Source organism: Streptomyces sp. NPDC002309 (genome assembly GCF_053593375.1).
The window spans coordinates 107,522-124,125 of record NZ_JBSFCI010000023.1 but is presented as its reverse complement, the minus strand read 5'-3'; the positions used below and the strand labels follow the sequence as shown (position 1 = coordinate 124,125).

Sequence of the window (16,604 nt, the reverse complement as noted above, 5' to 3'; positions counted from 1 at the left end):
CAAAAAGATTCCAAACCCTCACACTTTCCGACCCGCTCCGCACGGTGGAGCCGGCCCGCGGGGGTCGGGCCGGCCCCACCGGGACACGTCAGTCCTTCACTGCGACGGCGGCGAAGCCGGCCGTGTCCTCACGGTTGGTCCGGTAGTCCGCGTCGTCGGCCCGCTCCTCGTCCGTCTCCCACTCGTTGACGGACACCACTCCGGGTTCCAGCACGGTCCAGCCCTCGGTGGCCACGAACCGCGTGATCTCCGAGCGGGAGCGCGAGGCGAGGTCGACGCGCAGGTTCGTGTACAACTCGTCGACCGCGGCCCGCACCGGCGCGGAGACGTAGTCGGGGCTGGAGTGGGTGAGGACGACGAGGCTGCCGGGGGCCAGCGCCTCCTTGTAGCGCTCGACGGTGCCGTAGGGGTCCTCGGAGTCGACGACGAAGTGCAGCAGCGCGCCGAACAGCACGGCCACCGGCCGGGAGAGATCGAGCAGTTCCTTGACCGCGGGGGCCGACAGCACGGCCTGCGGGTCGCGGAAGTCCGCGTCGACGTAGGCGGTCCGGCCGTCCGAGGTCCGCCCCAGGATGCGGCGGGCGATGTCACCGACGACCGGGTCGTTGTCGACGTAGACGACCTTGGCCTCGGGCGCGACCTCGTGCGTGGCTGCGGCGGCCGGGATGCCGCTGCCGATGTCCAGGAACTGGCCGATGCCGCGCCGGGTGGCGGTGCGCACCGCCCGGTTCAGGAAGCGCCGGTTGGCACGCGCCCCCAGCGGGCCGCCGGGCAGCAGCTTCACGATGCCGTCGGCCGCGGCGCGGTCCACCGGGAGGTTCTCGGAGCCTCCGAGGAAGTGGTCCATGATCCGGGCGGCGTGCGGAATCTGGTCGGGGGTCATGTTCTCGGGCATGTGTCCACACATCCTTGGTGAGAGGTCGGTTCTCGTGCGGGGTGGGAGCCTCCCCGGCGCCCGCCCGGCGCCGCCCGGGCACGGCCGACCGGCCGGCCGACGAGGGGCAAACGAAAAAGGCGACATCCACGACCGGAGATCACCGGTGGATATCGCCTGTGTCATGCCGTATCAGGGCAAAGGGGCTCCGCGGGGAAGCGTGACATGTGCACGCGTCCGATGTCAACGGAGGCTGGGCGTCCGCTCCTGCGGGCCCGGCACCACCCGCATCCGGCGCGGCCTGCCGAGGTGCCTCATCGCCGGCCGCTCGACCAGCGCGTACAGCAGATACGCGAGGACGGTGGTGACCGCCCAGGCCAGCAGGCACAGCCCGACCGCCTCGGCAAAGCTGTAAGGAGCGTGCCCGGCGAAGTACTTGGTGCCGCCGATCAGCACGGCTGCCTGCAGCAGGTAGAACGCGAACGACACCTCACCGAGCCACGTCGACACCCTCCCCCGGAACGGTGAGCGCCGTCCGCGCACGTCGGCGACCGCGGCGGCCGGGATGAGGAGGCCGAGCGGGATCACCCACACCGCGGAAAGGGCGTACAGATAGGGCACCTCGAGCGCCACGGCGTAGGCGGCGACACACAGCAGCAGCGCCTGCCACAACCGCACGCCCACCCAGCGGTCGGTCAGCACCAGCCGGGCGAGCAGCATGCCGAGCACGAACTCCAGCATCCGCACCGGCGGCAGCTGGTACACGAACCAGTTCTGCACCTCGCTGACCTGCCAGCCGGGGACCCGGACCTCGCCGGGCAGCACGGCGTAGGCGAAGGCCGGTACGGCGAACACGGCGGCCACGAGACCGGCCGTCCAGCCCCACAGCCGGGCCGGGGAGATCGCCTTCACCGCGCGGTGCAGCAGCGGGAAGCACAGGTAGAAGAGCAGTTCGCACCCCAGCGACCAGCTCGGGGCGTTGACGCTGAAGGACACCGCGGGGTCCCAGGACCAGGTCTGCAACAGCAGCAGGTTGGGCAGCCACTGCTGCCACGCGGTGGTGGTCGCGCCGGCGAAGACCAGCAGCGAGACCGCGAAGGTGACGAGGTGGTTGGGGTAGAGCTTGACCAGGCGGCGACGCAGGAACCGGCCGGTGGTGTCGGCGGGGCGGGCGGACCAGGTCAGGATGAAGCCGCTGAGCAGGAAGAAGAACGACACCCCGAGCCCGCCCGCGATCCCGAACAGCCGGGCGGCGTCATGCCCGGTCCGCCCGCTGAACGGGCTGAGCTGAGGGCTGGTGACGTGGTACAGGAACACGGCCATCGCCGCGTAGAACCGGAGCCCCGTCAGTGACGGCAGTCCGGCGAGCGACGGTGCCCGCCGGGAGCGGGCGGGCACCGTCTCCTGGGGTCGGTGGGTGGGGACGGTCACGGATCTCTCCTTCGCACGGCATGAAAAAGACACCGCGCGGCAGGCCGGGGGGCCTGCCGCGCGGTGTCTACGGCATGGGGGCGGTGCACGGCGGTGCACAAGGAATAGGGAAGGGTCAGCCGACGGGAAGTCCCGGCCCGCCTAGGGGGCGCTCGGGGCACACATCAACCGCCGCCAAGAGCGTGACAGCCCTCCTTCGCGGAAGTCAACCCGCTCCGGATGCCGCCACGCGCCCGGCGGTCGGGTCGTGCGGGACGTCGTGCGGGACGGGGATCAGACGTGGATCGGGTGCGACGTGCGTCCCGACGCCGTGTCGATCTCTTCGTGCGCCTTGGTCAGCAGGCGCATGGCCAGTTCGTTCAACGCCCTCGCCCCGGCGATCTCCTCGCCCACCCGCGGCTGTGGGGAGTCGGTGTGGTGCCGGGCGGCGTGCCCATGGGCCCGCATCTCGGTCCCGTCGGGCAGCCGCACCAGCGCCGCCGCCCTCGTATGGGCTTCCTCCTCCTCGAACTCCAGCTCGACATGCCATCCCACGATGGTGTGCATCATGACGATCACCTCCGGGCCACCTGTCTCCAGGATCTGCCGTTGCCGCTGCTTCCAGGGTGCTCCCGCAGTGCCCGGATTGTCGCGTTCCCGCCGCTCCCGTCGTGCTACTGACCCGGGTGCGCCGCCGTGACCACGGCCGGCGTATCCCGCACGCGACCGGGTCACCTCACATCTTCTCCCGCCACTCCACAACCCACGTATCCGTCACCCACAGGCGTGAATCACGCCAACTCGACCGCACTTAGGACTAGTTCGCCGTCATATGCTCGCGGCCGTTCCCGCCACGAAAGGCGCACTTCACCCCATGGTCAGTTCCCCACACGAAGCAATGCACCGGATCTTCCAGCAGGAGCCGGCACTCTTCGCCCGCTCCGCGCAGGCATCCGGCTATCGCTTCGGCGACACCCCCGTTGCTCATCCCTTACCGACCGACCTGACAGAGACCCGCCCCTTGGAGCGACGCGTGGACACGCTGCTCAGAATGGAGACGGCGAGCGGCGACTTCATCCTCGCCGTCGAAGCACAGGAGCGCGTGGACCTGGACAAGCCCGCCAGCTGGGCCTACTACATGGCCCACCTGTACGCCAAGTACAAGTTGCCTCCCTTGCTCCTCGTCGTCACCCGCGACCGGAAGACCGCGACATGGGCTTCCCGTCCGATGCACATCGGTCCGCCCCAGTGGCCCACCCTCATGTTGCAGCCCTTCGTCCTGGGGCCCGAAGAGGTGCCCGTCATCGACGACCCGGAGGAAGCCGCCCGGGACGTTCCGATGGCCGTGCTGTCCGCCATTGTGCACAGCCGCGATGCCGACACCGATGCGATACTGAAGGCACTGGCGGCAGCCCTGAGGGGCTTGGAAACCCGCGATCCTGAAAACGCAGCGATCTACACGGAACTCACCGCACAGGGTCTGGGTGAGAAGAACCCGGCCGCCGAACTCTGGAGGGACCTCGTGACCGTCGACACCTCGTTCTTCACCTCTCCCCTCTCCCAGGAGATCCGGGCCGAGGGCCAAGCCGAGGGCCGGGCCGACAGCCGCGCCGAGGACACCTTGCGGATCCTTGACCGCCGTGGCATCCCGGTCTCCGATGCCGACCGTGAACGCATCACGACGTGCACCGACCTGGACACCCTCACCCGCTGGTTCGACCGCGCCATCACCGCCGCCTCCGCCGACGAGGTGTTCGCCGACGACGGCTCCGGGGCTCCGCACCAGGCGTGAACAGGCCGGTGAGGACAACCCCCCTGCGGGTGGGGACCTCACCGGCCTGTTCTCACGTGGGCATCAGGCGTGGACCGGTTCGCGGTCCTCGTCGGTGCGGGCCGTCCGCGTGCGCAGGCCCTCGCCCTCGACGTCGACGTCGGGCAGGGCTCGGTCCAGCCACTTCGGGAGCCACCAGGCCTTCTTGCCGAGCAGTGCCAGGACCGCCGGGACGATCGCCATGCGGACGACGAAGGCGTCGAAGAAGACCGCGATCGCCAGGCCGAAGCCGATCATCTTGATCATGGCCTCGCTGGAGCCGATGAAGCCCGCGAAGACCGCCATCATGATCACCGCCGCCGCGGTGACGACCCGCGCGCCGTGCCGGAACCCGGTCACGACCGCCTGGCCGGGCTTCTCCCCGTGGACGTACGCCTCCCGCATCCGCGTCACGAGGAACACCTCGTAGTCCATCGCCAGGCCGAAGACCACGCCGACCATGAAGATCGGCATCATCGACATGACCGGACCGGTCTCCTCGACGCCCATCAGTCCGGCGAACCAGCCCCACTGGAAGACCGCCACCACGGCACCGAGCGCCGCCATCACGCTCAGCAGGAAGCCGAGCGCCGCCTTCAGCGGGACCAGGATCGAGCGGAAGACCACGATCAGGAGCAGGAACGCCAGGCCGACCACCAGGATCAGATACGGCACCAGCGCGTCGTTCAGCTTCTGGGAGACGTCGATGTTCATCGCCGTCGCGCCGGTGACCAGCACCTCCGCGCCGGTGTCCGCCGTGATCCCGGTGCCCGCGTCGCGGATGGAGCGCACCAGTTCCTCGGTCGTCACCGACGACGGCTTGGAGTCGGGGACCACGGTGATCGTCGCCGTGTCACCGGCCTCGTTGGGCGCCGGCGGGGTCACCGTGACGACGTTCTCCAGGCCCTCGATCTCGTCGGCGACCTCACCGAACGCGGCCTGGGCGTCGTCGCTCGACTTCGCGTCGACCACGATCATCAGCGGGCCGTTGAAGCCGGGACCGAAGCCGTCCGAGAGCAGGTCGTAGGCGCGGCGCTGCGTCGTGGACGTCGGCTGCGAGCCGTCGTCGGGCAGACCCAGTTCGAGCGAGGTCGCGGGCACGGCCGCGGCACCGAGGCCGAGCACACCCAGCAGCAGGACGGCGACCGGGCGCCGTACGACGAAACTCGCCCAGCGCGTACCCATGTTGGGGCGGCCCTGCTTGCGTGCCGCGGAGGCGCGTCCGCCGCCCAGCAGCTTGCTCTTCTCGCCCGCCGGACGCACCTTGCGGCCCGCGTACCCGAGCAGCGCCGGGATCATCGTCAGCGCGATCAGTACGGCGACGGCCACCGTGCCCGCCGCCGCGACGCCCATCTTCGTCAGCATCGGGATGTCGACCACGGCGAGGCCGACCAGCGCGATCACGACGGTGAGGCCCGCGAAGACCACCGCGGATCCCGCCGTTCCGACCGCCCGCCCGGCGGCCTCCTCGCGCTCCCGGCCCTCGGCCAGTTCCGCGCGGTAGCGGGAGACGATGAACAGCGCGTAGTCGATGCCGACCGCGAGGCCGATCATGGTGGCCAGCGTCGACGTCGTCGAGCCCAGGTCCAGCGTGCTCGCCAGCGCGGCGATCGTCGTGACGCCGATGCCGACGCCGATGATCGCCGTCAGCAGCGGCAGCCCGGCCGCGAGCAGCGAGCCGAAGGTGATGACGAGGACGACCGCCGCGATCGCGATGCCGATGATCTCCGTGGACCCGGTCTCGGGGGTCGTCTGGAGCGCGTCACCACCGACCTCCACGGTCAGCCCGGCGTCCCGCGCGTCCTGCGCGGCCTCCTGGAGCGCCTCGCGGGACGAGTCCGCCAGCTCCATGCCGGAGACCTTGTAGGTGACCTGCGCGTACGCGACCGTGCCGTCCCGGCTGACGGCCTTCGCGGCGTACGGGTCGGCGACGGCGGCGACCTCGGAGCCGTCGGACAGTTCCCGGACGGTCTCCTTGACGGTCGCCTTGTTGCCGGCGGCGGTCATCTTCTCTCCGGCCGGCGCCTTGAAGACGACCCGCGCGGTCGCTCCGTCGGCGCTCATCCCGGGGAAGCGCTTCTCCAGCAGGTCGAAGGCCTTCTGGGCCTCGGTGCCGGGGACCGAGAAGGACGTGGCGCCGGGCGCGGGGGCGCCGGCCGCGCCGACACCGGCGAGGGTCAGCAGCGCCACCCAGATCAGGGCGACGAAATGCCGTCGCCGGAAGGCGAGCCGGCCGAGTTTGTAGAGGAACGTGGCCACGAGGGCGAACTCCCGGTCAGGTCGTGGGTGTATGAGGGCAGGGGTGATCACCCGGCGGGGAGGAAGGGGTGATCACCCGGCGGGGAGGCAAGGGTGATTCCCCGGCGGGGAGGCAGGGGTGATCGTCCCGACGACGTGAGCGGGCGCGTCAGGTACAGGTGGTGGTGCCGAAAGGGGTGGTGGTAAGGACCGAGGGGGTGCTCAGGAGGTGGGAACGCCGAGGGCGGGGAGGACCACGGCATCGATGTACGAGGTGAGGAACTCCCTCGTCGGCGGCAGGTCGTCGATCAGCGCACGGGTGGCGAAGGCGCCGAGCATCATGTGCACGACGTAGTCGAGCGCCGGGTTGTCCGCCCGGACCTCGCCCCGGTCGATCGCCCGCCGGACCATCCCGTGGAACTCCTGCGTCTCGGGCTCCACGAGCAGTTCCCTGAACGCCTTCAGCAGGTCCGGGTTGGTGTGCGCGGCCATGGCCAGACCCCGCATCAGCGCGGCGTTCTGCTCCATGGTGCAGTCGTCCTCGTGCGCCATCAGGGCGTGGAAGTCGCCCCGCAGGCTGCCGGTGTCGACGTCGGCGATGCTGCCAGGTTTGCTGTGCCGGATCGCCTTGGCCACCAGCTCGGCCTTGCCGCCCCACTGGCGGTAGAGCGTCGCCTTGCTGGACTTCGTACGGGCGGCCACGGCGTCCATGGTGAGCGTGTCGTAGCCGACTTCCCGGAGCAGGTCGAGCACGGCCCCGTACAGCTCGGCCTCGCGCTCGGGTGTGATGCGGCTGCGACGCGCCGTTGCGGCCTCGGCCACGCGACTCACCCCTCCTGCCCACGGCGGTGTCCGTACGACACCGTCCCGTACAGGACGAATGTAGCGCAGCCCCTTGAGAAACGAAACTGTTTCGTACGTGTCCCGGGTCACGCGGCGCACACCGCACGCCCGAGCTGCCGTTTTGTACGACTTGCCCCGGTCAGTCCCCGGAGCGAAGCATGGATAGGTGACCTATTTGCGTCTGCCCCACCTCAGCGGTGACCTGCTGTGCTTCGTAGCGGAGGACGACCTCTGGCTCGCCCCGCTCGACGGACCGGGCCGTGCCTGGCGGCTCACCGTCGACCGCACCAAGACGGGCCACCCGCGCTTCTCCCCGGACGGCGGCCTGATCGCCTACACGAGCTGGCGCAGCCTCGTGCCGGAGCTGTACCTGGTGCCGACCGAGGGCGGGGGCAGCCGGCGGCTCAGCTACTGGGGCAGCCCGGACACCCAGGTGTGCGGCTGGACCCCGGACGGCGACATCCTCGCCGTCGCCTCGCACGGGGAGCCGTTCTCCCACTTCACCTGGGCCTACAAGGTCTCCACCGACGGCTGCCCGGGCCGCAAACTGCCCTGGGGCCCGGTCACCGACCTGCAGGTCGCCGACATCGACGGCGAGCGCCGCACCCTTCTGCTCACCGGCACCCCGCCCCACGAACCGGCCTCCTGGAAGCGCTACCGCGGCGGCGCCATGGGCCGCCTCTGGCTGCACGGCACCCGACTGCTCGCCGACCTGGAAGGCCATCTGCACTCCCCCCTGCTCGTCGGCGGCCGGGTCGCCTTCCTCTCCGACCACGAGGGCGTCGGCAACCTCTACTCCTGCGCGTACGACGGCTCCGACCTGCGCCGGCACACCGACCACGACGCCTTCTACGCCCGGCACGCCGCGAGCGACGGCACGCGTGTGGTGTACCAGTGCGCCGGGGACCTGTGGCTCGTCGACGACCTCGCCGCCGGCTCGGTGCCCCGCCGGCTCGATGTGCGCCTGAGCGGGCCGCGCGCGGGCCGCCGTCCCTACCAGGTGCCCGCCGCGCACCACGTGGACGGCATCTCGGTCGACGAGACCGGGCGCGCGAGCGCCGTCGTCGTGCGCGGCAGCCTGTACTGGCTCACCCATCGCGACGGCCCCGCCCGCACGCTCACCGACACCCCGGGCGTACGGGTGCGCTTGCCGGAGATGCTCGGTTCGGGCGGCCAGGTCGCCTATGTCACGGACGCGGAGGGCGAGGACGCGATCGAGATCGCCCAACTGCCGCGCGCCACTGGCGACCGCGCGCCGCGACGGCTGGCCCAGGGGGAACTGGGCCGGGTGCTGGAGATGGTCTCCGACCCGGACGGCGAACGGCTGGCCCTCGCCGCGCACGACGGACGGCTGCTGCTGCTCGACGCGACGGAGGAGTCTGGGGGCACCTCCCGGACGGAGTCCGGGGGAGGCGCGGTCACCGAGCTGATCCGGTCGGTCAACGGCCCGGTGCGGGACCTCGCCTTCTCGCCGGACGGCTCGTGGCTCACGTGGTCGCATCCGGGCATCGGCCGGTCGCTGCGCCAGATCAAACTGGCCCGGATCAAGGACCGTTTCGTCGTCGACCTCACCAACGGCCGCTTCGAGGACGAGAACCCGGTCTTCACCCGGGACGGCCGCTATCTCGCCTTCCTCTCCTGGCGCGGTTTCGACCCGGTGTACGACGTCCACACCGGCGACCTCTCCTTCCCCCTGGGCTGCCGCCCGTACCTCGTCCCGCTGACCTCGGCCACCCCCTCCCCCTTCGCGCTGAACCCCGACGGGCGCCCGGCCGCCGGGGGGATGGACCCCGTCGAGGACGAGGCCGGCGCCGAGGGCGCGGAGGGCGCGGCGGTGACGGTCGAGGTCGAGGGCCTGGAGAGCCGGGTGACGCCCTTCCCGGTCGCCGCCTCCAAGTACTCGGGGCTGTGCCCGGTGGCGGGCGGCGGGCTGGTCTGGCTGCGCTGGCCGATCTCGGGCGCGCTCGGCGAGACGTTCGTCAACCCGGACGACACCAGCGGGCGCCCCACCCTGGAGCACTTCACCATCGTCAAGGCGAAGAAGTCCGAACTCGTCGAGCATCTGGACTGGTTCGCCGTCAGCGGCGACGGCAGCCGCCTCGTCGTCGTCGACGAGGGCGACCTGCGCGCGGTGCCGTCCACCGAGCCCGGCGACAGCGACACCACGACCTGGATCGACCTGCGCCGCATCCTGCACGAGGTCGACCCGGGCGCCGAGTGGCGCCAGTCGTACGAGGAGGCGGGCCGGCTGATCCGGGCCTACTTCTGGGAGCCGGGCATGTGCGGGATCGACTGGGACGCGGTACTGGACCAGTACCGGCCGCTGGTGGAACGGGTCGCCTCCCCGGACGAGTTCGCCGACCTGCTGCGCGAACTCCTCGGCGAGCTGGGCACCTCCCACGCCTACGTCACCGCCGCCCGCCGCAACGAGGGCCCGCCCCACTACCAGCGCCGGCAGGGCCTGCTCGGTGCCGACCTCGTCCAGCGCGACGGCGGCTGGAGCGTCGCGCGGATCCTCCCGGGCGACTCGTCCGACTCCAAGGCCCGCTCCCCGCTGGCCGGTTCCGGCATCCGCGAGGGCGCGGTCCTCACCCACGTGGACGGCCGTCCGGTCGACCCGCTGACCGGCCCGTACCCGCTCCTCGCGGGCGCGGGCGGCACGACGGTGGAGCTCACGTTCACGCCCGCCGAGGGCGAGGGCCGCTCCCGGCGGGTCGCGGTCGTGCCGCTTCTCGACGAGCGTCCGCTGCGCTACCAGCACTGGGTGGCCAAACGCCGGGCGGTCGTGCGGGAGTTGAGCGGCGGACGCAGCGGCTATCTACACATCCCCGACATGGGCGGATCCGGCTGGGCCCAGTTCAACCGCGACCTGCGCATGGAGGTGTCCCGGCCCGCGCTGATCGTGGACGTGCGCGGCAACGCGGGCGGGCACATCAGCGAGCTGGTCGTCGAGAAGCTGACCCGCACGATCCTCGGCTGGGACCTCACACGCAACGCCCAGCCGGTGTCGTACGCCTCGAACGCGCCGCGCGGGCCGGTGGTGGCGCTGGCGGACGAGGCGACGTCCTCCGACGGCGACATGATCACGGCCGCCTTCAAACTCCTGGAGCTGGGACCCGTGGTGGGCCAGCGCACCTGGGGCGGCGTCGTCGGCATGACCGGCCGGCACCGGCTGGGCGACGGCACGATCATCACGGTGCCGATGAACGCGGCCTGGTTCGACGCCTACGGCTGGTCCGTCGAGAACCACGGCGTCACACCCGACGTGGAGGCCCTGCGCACCCCTCTCGACTGGGCGGAGGGCCGCTACGCCCAGCTCGACGACGCGGTCCGGTTCGCCGTGCACCTGCTGACGACGGAGCCGCCGGCGACCCCGCCCGACTACAGCCACGTCCCGGACAGAGCGAGACCGAAGCTCCCGCCCCGGCCGTGATGTGAGACCGACACAGGGCGCCCTCCCGAAGAGAGGGCGCCCTGCGTCAGTGGGTGAAGCCGCACGCGCACTTAGGCGTCGTAGTCCTGAGCGAAGCGGTCCTCGGCCTCCTGCCGCTCGCGGTCCCGCTCGGGCTCCTGCTCGCGGCGGCCGCGCTCACGCATCGGCTCGGAGGGACGCTCACGCGTCTCGTCCCGCTGCTGCCCGGCGCGCTCCTTGGCCTGCTGACGCATCCGCTCGGCCTTGTCCTGGAACTGGTCCTTCATGCCCATGAGATTTCACTCCCGTTGTGGGTAAGGGATGAGGCTCGACCAGATTTGCACGCCCGGACACGCCACGCATTTCGATCAACTACGCTGCGTAGCACGCGCCTGTTCGTCGGCCGCGCCACCCGCGCCGACAAGCCCCGTGCGCATCCCTCGCAGCCGCGGCGCGAACCGCCTCATCTCGCGCTGCCCCACGGCCCCGACGAGCACCGGCAAGTACCCCCGCACGCCCTGCATCCCGCGCAGCCACCACTGTCCGTACACGTGGCCGGAGCGCCGCTCGATGCCTGCCACGATCCGGTCCACGGCCGGCCCCAGCGGATAGGTCTTGTTCGACGGCCACGGAAGCCGCTGCCTCAACTCCCGCATGACGTCGTCCTGATCGGCCCCGCGCACCATGTCGGTGTCGGTCCAGGACAGATACGCGACGCCCACCTTCACGCCCTGGTGGCCGACCTCGGCGCGCAGACAGTGCGCGTACGCCTCCACGCCCGACTTGGACGCGCAGTACGCGGTCATCATCGGCGCCGGCGTGATCGCGGCGAGCGACGCGACCTGGAGCAGATAGCCGCGGCTCTCGGTGAGCACCGGCAGGAAGGCGCGGGCGGTGACCGCGGACCCGATCAGATTGACCTCGATGACCCGCCGCCAGGCCCCCGGATCGGAGTCGGCGAAGGGCCCGCCGCTCGCGACGCCCGCGTTGGCGACGACGATGTCGACCTTGCCGAACCGCTCCTTGACCTCCTCGGCGACCTTCGCCATGGCCTCGTGGTCGGTGACGTCGGCGTACCAGTGCCCGCTCTCGCCGTGCAGCCGCTCGGAGACCTGCTTCAGCGCGTCCGGCTCCAGGCCGACCAGCGCCACCTTGGCGCCACGCGCCGACAGCTTGCGGGCGAGCAGCTCCCCCACACCCCGCGCGGCCCCGGTGACGACCGCGACCTGTCCCTCCAGACCGACCCTGCTCATGCGCCCTCCCTGACCGGTTCCTCCGGCGCGTACGTGGTGACGAGTTCGCGAATCCTGCCGGTGACCAGCTCGGGAGCCTCCACCGGTGTCATGTGGCCGAGCCCGGGCAGCTCGGTGAGTCCGACGCACCGCGGCAGCGCGGCGACCAGCGCGCGGGAGTGCACCGGCGGCGTGAGCCGGTCCTCCGTCCCGACGACGACCTCGGTGGGCACCCGCAACTGCCCGGCACCGTGGTCGAGAGCGAGCTCGGCGAGCACCCGCGACCAGGAGTGGCGTACGCCGCGCGGGCAGGCGTGCACGATCCGGGCGCACGCCTCCACCATGTGCGGGGCCGAACCCGCGCCCATGGTGGCGTACTTGAGGAGCCTGCGCGCCGGGGGCGTGACCGGACCGAGCGGTGCGCGGGAGCCGAGGACGTGCCCGGTCAGCCAGGTCCGCAGCCGTCCCGCGCGCATCGGCAGGACGGTCGATTCGGCGACCAGCCGCGAACTGCCCGTGCTGCACAGCAGGACGGCGGCCGCGTGCGCTCTGAAGCCCGCCCGCCCGGCCGCCGCCAGCACCGTCATCCCGCCCATGGAGTGCCCGGCGATCACCGCCCGCTCCCCGGGGGCGAGCGTCGCGGCGAGTACGGCTTCCAGGTCGTCGGCGAGCGCCTCCGTGCTGCACAGACGGCTCGCCGGGCTGCGGCCGTGACCGCGCTGGTCGTAGGCGATGACCCGGTGGTCGGCGGCGAGGGCGCGGATCTGCGCGGCCCAGAACGCGGTGGAGCAGGTCCAGCCGTGGACGAGGACGACGGCCGGCGCGCGGTCGGGCCCGTGCACCTCGACGTGCAGCAACGCGCCGTCGGCGGAGGTCACGGTCAGTTCGCGGGCGGGGACGGGCGGCGCGTAGGGGCCGGAGGCGACGTGCGGGAGGCGGCTCATGCGAGGGCCTCCCGCGCGGGCTCGTCGGTGACCTTGCCCTCGGAGCCCCCGGCAGGCGGGCGCAGCACCTCGTACTCCCCCAGGTCCACGCGCCGGGTCGCGCGCCGGAACTCGCCGGTCGTCCCAGGCCAGATGGTCGTGTTGCGGCCGGCCGCGTCCAGGTACCAACTGCTGCAGCCGCCGGTGTTCCACACCGTGCGCTTCATCCGCTCCTGCACTGCTCGGTTCCAGGCGCCGACGGCCTCGGGGCGGGCGTCGAGGGCCACGCGCCCGCCGAGCACCTGCAACTGCCGTACGTAGTCGGCGAGGTAGTTCAGCTGGGACTCGATCATCAGGATCATGGACGAGTTGCCCAGGCCGGTGTTGGGCCCGATGATCGTCATCCAGTTCGGGAACCCGGCGGCCGAGGCGCCGCGCAGGGCCTCCATGCCGCCCTTCCATGCCTCGGCGAGCGTGCGCCCGTCCGCGCCGACGACCCGGTCGGCGATCGGCATGTCCGTGACGTGGAAGCCGGTACCGAAGATGATCGCGTCGACCTCGGCCTCGGTGCCGTCGGCCGCGACGACCGTCGAGCCGCGGATCTCGCTCAGCCCGCTCGCGACGACGTCCACATTCGGCCGGGCGAGGGCCGGGTAGTACTCGCTGGACAGCAGGATCCGCTTGCAGCCGATGCGGTAGTCGGGGGTGAGCCTGGCGCGCAGAGCCGGGTCCTTGATGGCGCGGGCCATGTTCTGCCGTGCCAGCCGCTCCACGAGGCCCAGCTCCCCCGGCCGCTTGGTGAAGGCCTGGACCTGCAACTCCCGGATGCCCCACAGCAGTCCGCGGCGGAGCCGGGCCGTCACCGGCAGGGCGCGGTGCAGCCCGCGTTCGGCTGAGCTGATCGCGCGGTCCATGCGGGGCATCACCCAGGGCGGGGTGCGCTGGAAGAGGGTGAGCCGGCCGACCTCGGGCTGGATGGCGGGCACGATCTGGATGGCGGACGCTCCCGTGCCGACCATGGCGACCCGCTTGCCGCGCAGGTCGGCGTCGTGGTCCCAGCGGGCGGTGTGGAACACCGTGCCGGGGAAGGTGTCGAGGCCGGGGATGTCGGGGACCTTCGGGTCGGACAGCGGCCCGGTGGCGGAGACGACGAGGTCGGCGGTGAGGGTGCCGGAGGCGGTCTCGATCACCCACCGCAACTCGTCGCCGTCCCAGGCCATCCGCTTCACCTCCGAGTCGAAGCGGAGGTGCGGGCGCAGCCCGAACACGTCCGTGACGCGCTCCAGATAGGCGCGGATGTGCTCCTGCCCGGAGAAGGTGCGCGGCCACTCGGGGTTGGGCGCGAAGGAGAACGAGTAGAGATGGGACGGCACGTCGCAGGCGCACCCCGGGTAGCTGTTGTCCCGCCAGGTGCCGCCGACGCTGCCGGCGCGTTCCAGGACGACGAAGTCGGTGATCCCCTCGCGGCGCAGCCGCACGGCGGCCCCGAGCCCGCCGAACCCCGACCCGACCACCGCCACCCGTACATGTTCGTGCTCGGCCATACCGACGCCCTTTCATGCCGTTACGCGACTCCACGACCCCGCCAGTGAACACTGGCACAATCGGGAGGGTAGAGGAGCGGCGTACTGCTGGGTAGGGGTCGACACAAGGAAAGTTACCGGCGGTACACCGTAGGGTGCGGACGTGACCGAGAAGCCTGAGTACCGCATGGAGGAGCTGGCCCGGCTGGCCGGCATCACGGTGCGCACCCTGCGCTTCTACCGCGAACGCAAGCTGCTCCCGCCACCCAGGCGCGAGGGCCGCATCGCCTGGTACGACGAGCACCACCTGGCCCGGCTGCGCACGATCGCCGCGCTGCTCGAACGCGGCCACACCCTGAACGGCATCGCGGAGCTGGCCGAGGCGTTCGACCACGGCCGCGACGTCGCCGACCTGCTCGGCGTCGGCGCCGGCGCCCCCACCGAGGAGGAGCCGGTCCGCCTCACCCCCGAGGAACTCGCCGCCCGCTTCGAGGGAGAGGTCACCCCCGAGAACCTGGCCGCCGCGATGGACCTCGGCTATCTCGGCACCGACGGCGACGAGATAGTCCACATCAGCCGCCGGCTGCTCGACGTCTCCTCGGCCCTGGTCCGCGAGGGCATCCCGCTCGCGGAGGTGCTCCGGGCCGGCAAGGAGGTCCGCGCCCACGCCGACGCCCTGGCCGAGCTCTTCGCCACCCTGGTCCTGCGCCACGCCCCCCAGGAGGAGCTGCCGCGCCTGCGCCCCCTGGCCCGCAGCGTGGTGGAGGCGGAACTGTCCCTGGCCCTGGACCGCCGCATGCGCACGACGTAGGCCCGCGGGCCGGCGGTCAGAGGTCAGCGGTCAGTGGTCAGTGGTCAGTGGTCAGCGGTCACGGTCAGCGGTCAGCGGTCAGCGGTCAGCGGTCAGCGGTCAGCGGTCAGCGGTCAGCGGTCAGCGGTCGAAGACCACCGTCACCGGGGCGTGGTCCGACCAGCGCTCACCGTGGGTGGCCGCCCGCTCCACGAACGCCTTGACGGCACGCCCCGCGAGCCCGGGGGTCGCGACGGCCAGGTCGATGCGCCATCCCGAGTCGTTGTCGAACGCCCGCCCCCGGTACGACCACCAGGTGTACGGCCCCTCGACGTCCGGGTGCAGCGCGCGCACGACGTCGACGTAGCCGCCGTCCCGCGGGTCGAACACCGCGGTGAGCCAGTCGCGTTCCTCCGGCAGGAAGCCGGAGTTCCCCGTGTTGCCGCGCCAGTTCTTCAGGTCGGCCCGCTGGTGGGCGATGTTCCAGTCGCCGCAGACCACGACTTCACGCCCCTCGGCGGCGGCCCGCTCCCGCAGGTCCCTGAGGTGGGCGAGGAACTCGCCCATGAAGCGGGCCTTCTCGTCCTGCCGCTCGGTGCCGACCTCGCCGGACGGGAGGTAGAGGGAGGCGACCGTCACACCGGGCAGGTCGGCCTCGACGTACCGCCCGCTGCCGTCGAACTCCGCGGAGTCGAATCCGACCCGCACGGCGTCCGGCTCCCGCCGGGTGTAGAGGGAGACGCCCGCGCGCCCCTTGGCCGCCGCGGGCGCGTGCACCACGTGCCAGCCCTCGGGAGCCCGCACGTGCTCGGGGAGCTGCTGCGGCTCGGCGCGCACCTCCTGCAGGCAGAGCACATCGGCGCGCGTCCCGGCGAGCCACTCCACGAAGCCCTTCTTCGCGGCGGCCCGCAGCCCGTTCACATTCACAGAGGTCACAGTGAGCACCGGGGCACCTTACCGGCACACTGGAAGGAGCTCAGATCCCGCTCTTTGCATAGGTGTACGATTTTTAGCATGGATATACGTCGCGTCTCCTTCGACCACCCCGACGCCGTGAAGCTCAACGACGAGGTCCAGGCCGAGTACCACGAGCGCTACGGCGACGGCGGCGACGCCACGGTTCTCGACGCGTCGGACTTCCGGCCGCCGAACGGCGCGTACCTGATCGCCTACGACGAGTCCGACCGCCCCGTCGCCACCGGCGGCTGGCGCAGGCAGGACGAGAACACCGAGGGCAACGAGGACGGCGACGCCGAGCTGAAGCGGATGTACGTGATCAGGGACCTGCGCGGCCGCGGCCTCGCCCGGCGGATGCTCACCGCCCTGGAGGAGGACGCCCGCGCCGCCGGCCGGGTCCGGATGGTCCTGGAGACCGGCACCGAACAGCCGGAGGCCATCGCCCTGTACACCTCCAGCGGCTACGAGCCCTGCGCCAAGTTCGGCTACTACCGCTTCCACGAGTCGAGCCGCTGCTTCGCGAAGGCCCTGTGACGCAGGCCACTTGAGGGTCCGTCACCGGGCCCTCAAGGGCGACGGAGAACGCGCTAGA

General features: G+C 71.6%; 14 protein-coding genes. 4 read left to right on the top strand and 10 right to left on the bottom strand.

What is annotated here, in order from left to right; translation table 11 throughout:
* Positions 1-88: 88 nt before the first annotated feature.
* The 3 genes from ACWCPM_RS20615 to ACWCPM_RS20605 all read right to left on the bottom strand — a co-directional run bounded on the left by ACWCPM_RS20615 (position 89) and on the right by ACWCPM_RS20605 (position 2,854).
* The gene (locus tag ACWCPM_RS20615) at positions 89-895 is read right to left on the bottom strand and encodes an SAM-dependent methyltransferase (protein WP_450977653.1); all 807 of its coding nucleotides are present in this window, start codon (positions 893-895) and stop codon (positions 89-91) included.
* Positions 896-1,117: 222 nt separating this feature from the next.
* Complete coding sequence (locus ACWCPM_RS20610) at positions 1,118-2,305, bottom strand: acyltransferase family protein (RefSeq protein ID WP_450977652.1); 1,188 nt, start codon at positions 2,303-2,305, stop codon at positions 1,118-1,120.
* 273 nt (positions 2,306-2,578) lie between these two features.
* Positions 2,579-2,854 (bottom strand): DUF1876 domain-containing protein, encoded by a 276-nt coding sequence (locus ACWCPM_RS20605; RefSeq protein ID WP_450977651.1) that lies wholly within the window; start codon positions 2,852-2,854, stop codon positions 2,579-2,581.
* A gap of 304 nt (positions 2,855-3,158) precedes the next feature.
* On the opposite strand from ACWCPM_RS20605, the gene ACWCPM_RS20600 reads away from it, so the two are divergent.
* A complete protein-coding gene (locus tag ACWCPM_RS20600; protein ID WP_450977650.1) occupies positions 3,159-4,076 on the top strand; it encodes a hypothetical protein in 918 nt (305 codons plus the stop codon).
* A gap of 63 nt (positions 4,077-4,139) precedes the next feature.
* Here ACWCPM_RS20600 and ACWCPM_RS20595 read toward each other — a convergent pair whose 3' ends face one another.
* Positions 4,140-6,353, bottom strand: coding sequence for an MMPL family transporter (locus ACWCPM_RS20595; RefSeq protein WP_450977649.1), 2,214 nt, complete (start codon positions 6,351-6,353; stop codon positions 4,140-4,142).
* Positions 6,354-6,554: 201 nt separating this feature from the next.
* On the bottom strand, positions 6,555-7,154 hold the full coding sequence (locus ACWCPM_RS20590; protein WP_450977648.1) for a TetR/AcrR family transcriptional regulator: 600 nt from the start codon (positions 7,152-7,154) through the stop codon (positions 6,555-6,557).
* Positions 7,155-7,341: 187 nt separating this feature from the next.
* On the opposite strand from ACWCPM_RS20590, the gene ACWCPM_RS20585 reads away from it, so the two are divergent.
* Positions 7,342-10,608, top strand: coding sequence for a S41 family peptidase (locus ACWCPM_RS20585; RefSeq protein ID WP_450977647.1), 3,267 nt, complete (start codon positions 7,342-7,344; stop codon positions 10,606-10,608).
* 71 nt (positions 10,609-10,679) lie between these two features.
* Here ACWCPM_RS20585 and ACWCPM_RS20580 read toward each other — a convergent pair whose 3' ends face one another.
* The 4 genes from ACWCPM_RS20580 to ACWCPM_RS20565 all read right to left on the bottom strand — a co-directional run bounded on the left by ACWCPM_RS20580 (position 10,680) and on the right by ACWCPM_RS20565 (position 14,286).
* Positions 10,680-10,880 (bottom strand): hypothetical protein, encoded by a 201-nt coding sequence (locus ACWCPM_RS20580; protein WP_450977646.1) that lies wholly within the window; start codon positions 10,878-10,880, stop codon positions 10,680-10,682.
* Positions 10,881-10,955: 75 nt separating this feature from the next.
* Positions 10,956-11,840, bottom strand: a complete 885-nt coding sequence (locus ACWCPM_RS20575) for an SDR family oxidoreductase (RefSeq protein WP_450977645.1) — start codon at positions 11,838-11,840, stop codon at positions 10,956-10,958.
* On the bottom strand, positions 11,837-12,763 hold the full coding sequence (locus ACWCPM_RS20570) for an alpha/beta fold hydrolase (protein ID WP_450977644.1): 927 nt from the start codon (positions 12,761-12,763) through the stop codon (positions 11,837-11,839). Before ACWCPM_RS20570 ends, ACWCPM_RS20575 begins: the two co-directional genes overlap by 4 nt.
* Complete coding sequence (locus ACWCPM_RS20565) at positions 12,760-14,286, bottom strand: flavin-containing monooxygenase (protein ID WP_450977643.1); 1,527 nt, start codon at positions 14,284-14,286, stop codon at positions 12,760-12,762. Before ACWCPM_RS20565 ends, ACWCPM_RS20570 begins: the two co-directional genes overlap by 4 nt.
* Positions 14,287-14,428: 142 nt before the next feature.
* Here ACWCPM_RS20565 and ACWCPM_RS20560 point away from each other — a divergent pair, with 142 nt between their 5' ends.
* The gene (locus tag ACWCPM_RS20560) at positions 14,429-15,076 is read left to right on the top strand and encodes a MerR family transcriptional regulator (RefSeq protein WP_450977642.1); all 648 of its coding nucleotides are present in this window, start codon (positions 14,429-14,431) and stop codon (positions 15,074-15,076) included.
* A gap of 120 nt (positions 15,077-15,196) precedes the next feature.
* Here the strand turns inward: ACWCPM_RS20560 and ACWCPM_RS20555 are convergent, their stop codons facing one another.
* On the bottom strand, positions 15,197-16,000 hold the full coding sequence (locus ACWCPM_RS20555; RefSeq protein WP_450977641.1) for an exodeoxyribonuclease III: 804 nt from the start codon (positions 15,998-16,000) through the stop codon (positions 15,197-15,199).
* 69 nt (positions 16,001-16,069) lie between these two features.
* Here ACWCPM_RS20555 and ACWCPM_RS20550 point away from each other — a divergent pair, with 69 nt between their 5' ends.
* Positions 16,070-16,546: a GNAT family N-acetyltransferase gene (locus tag ACWCPM_RS20550; protein ID WP_450977640.1), complete on the top strand. Its 477-nt coding sequence runs from the start codon at positions 16,070-16,072 to the stop codon at positions 16,544-16,546.
* Positions 16,547-16,604 lie beyond the last annotated feature (58 nt).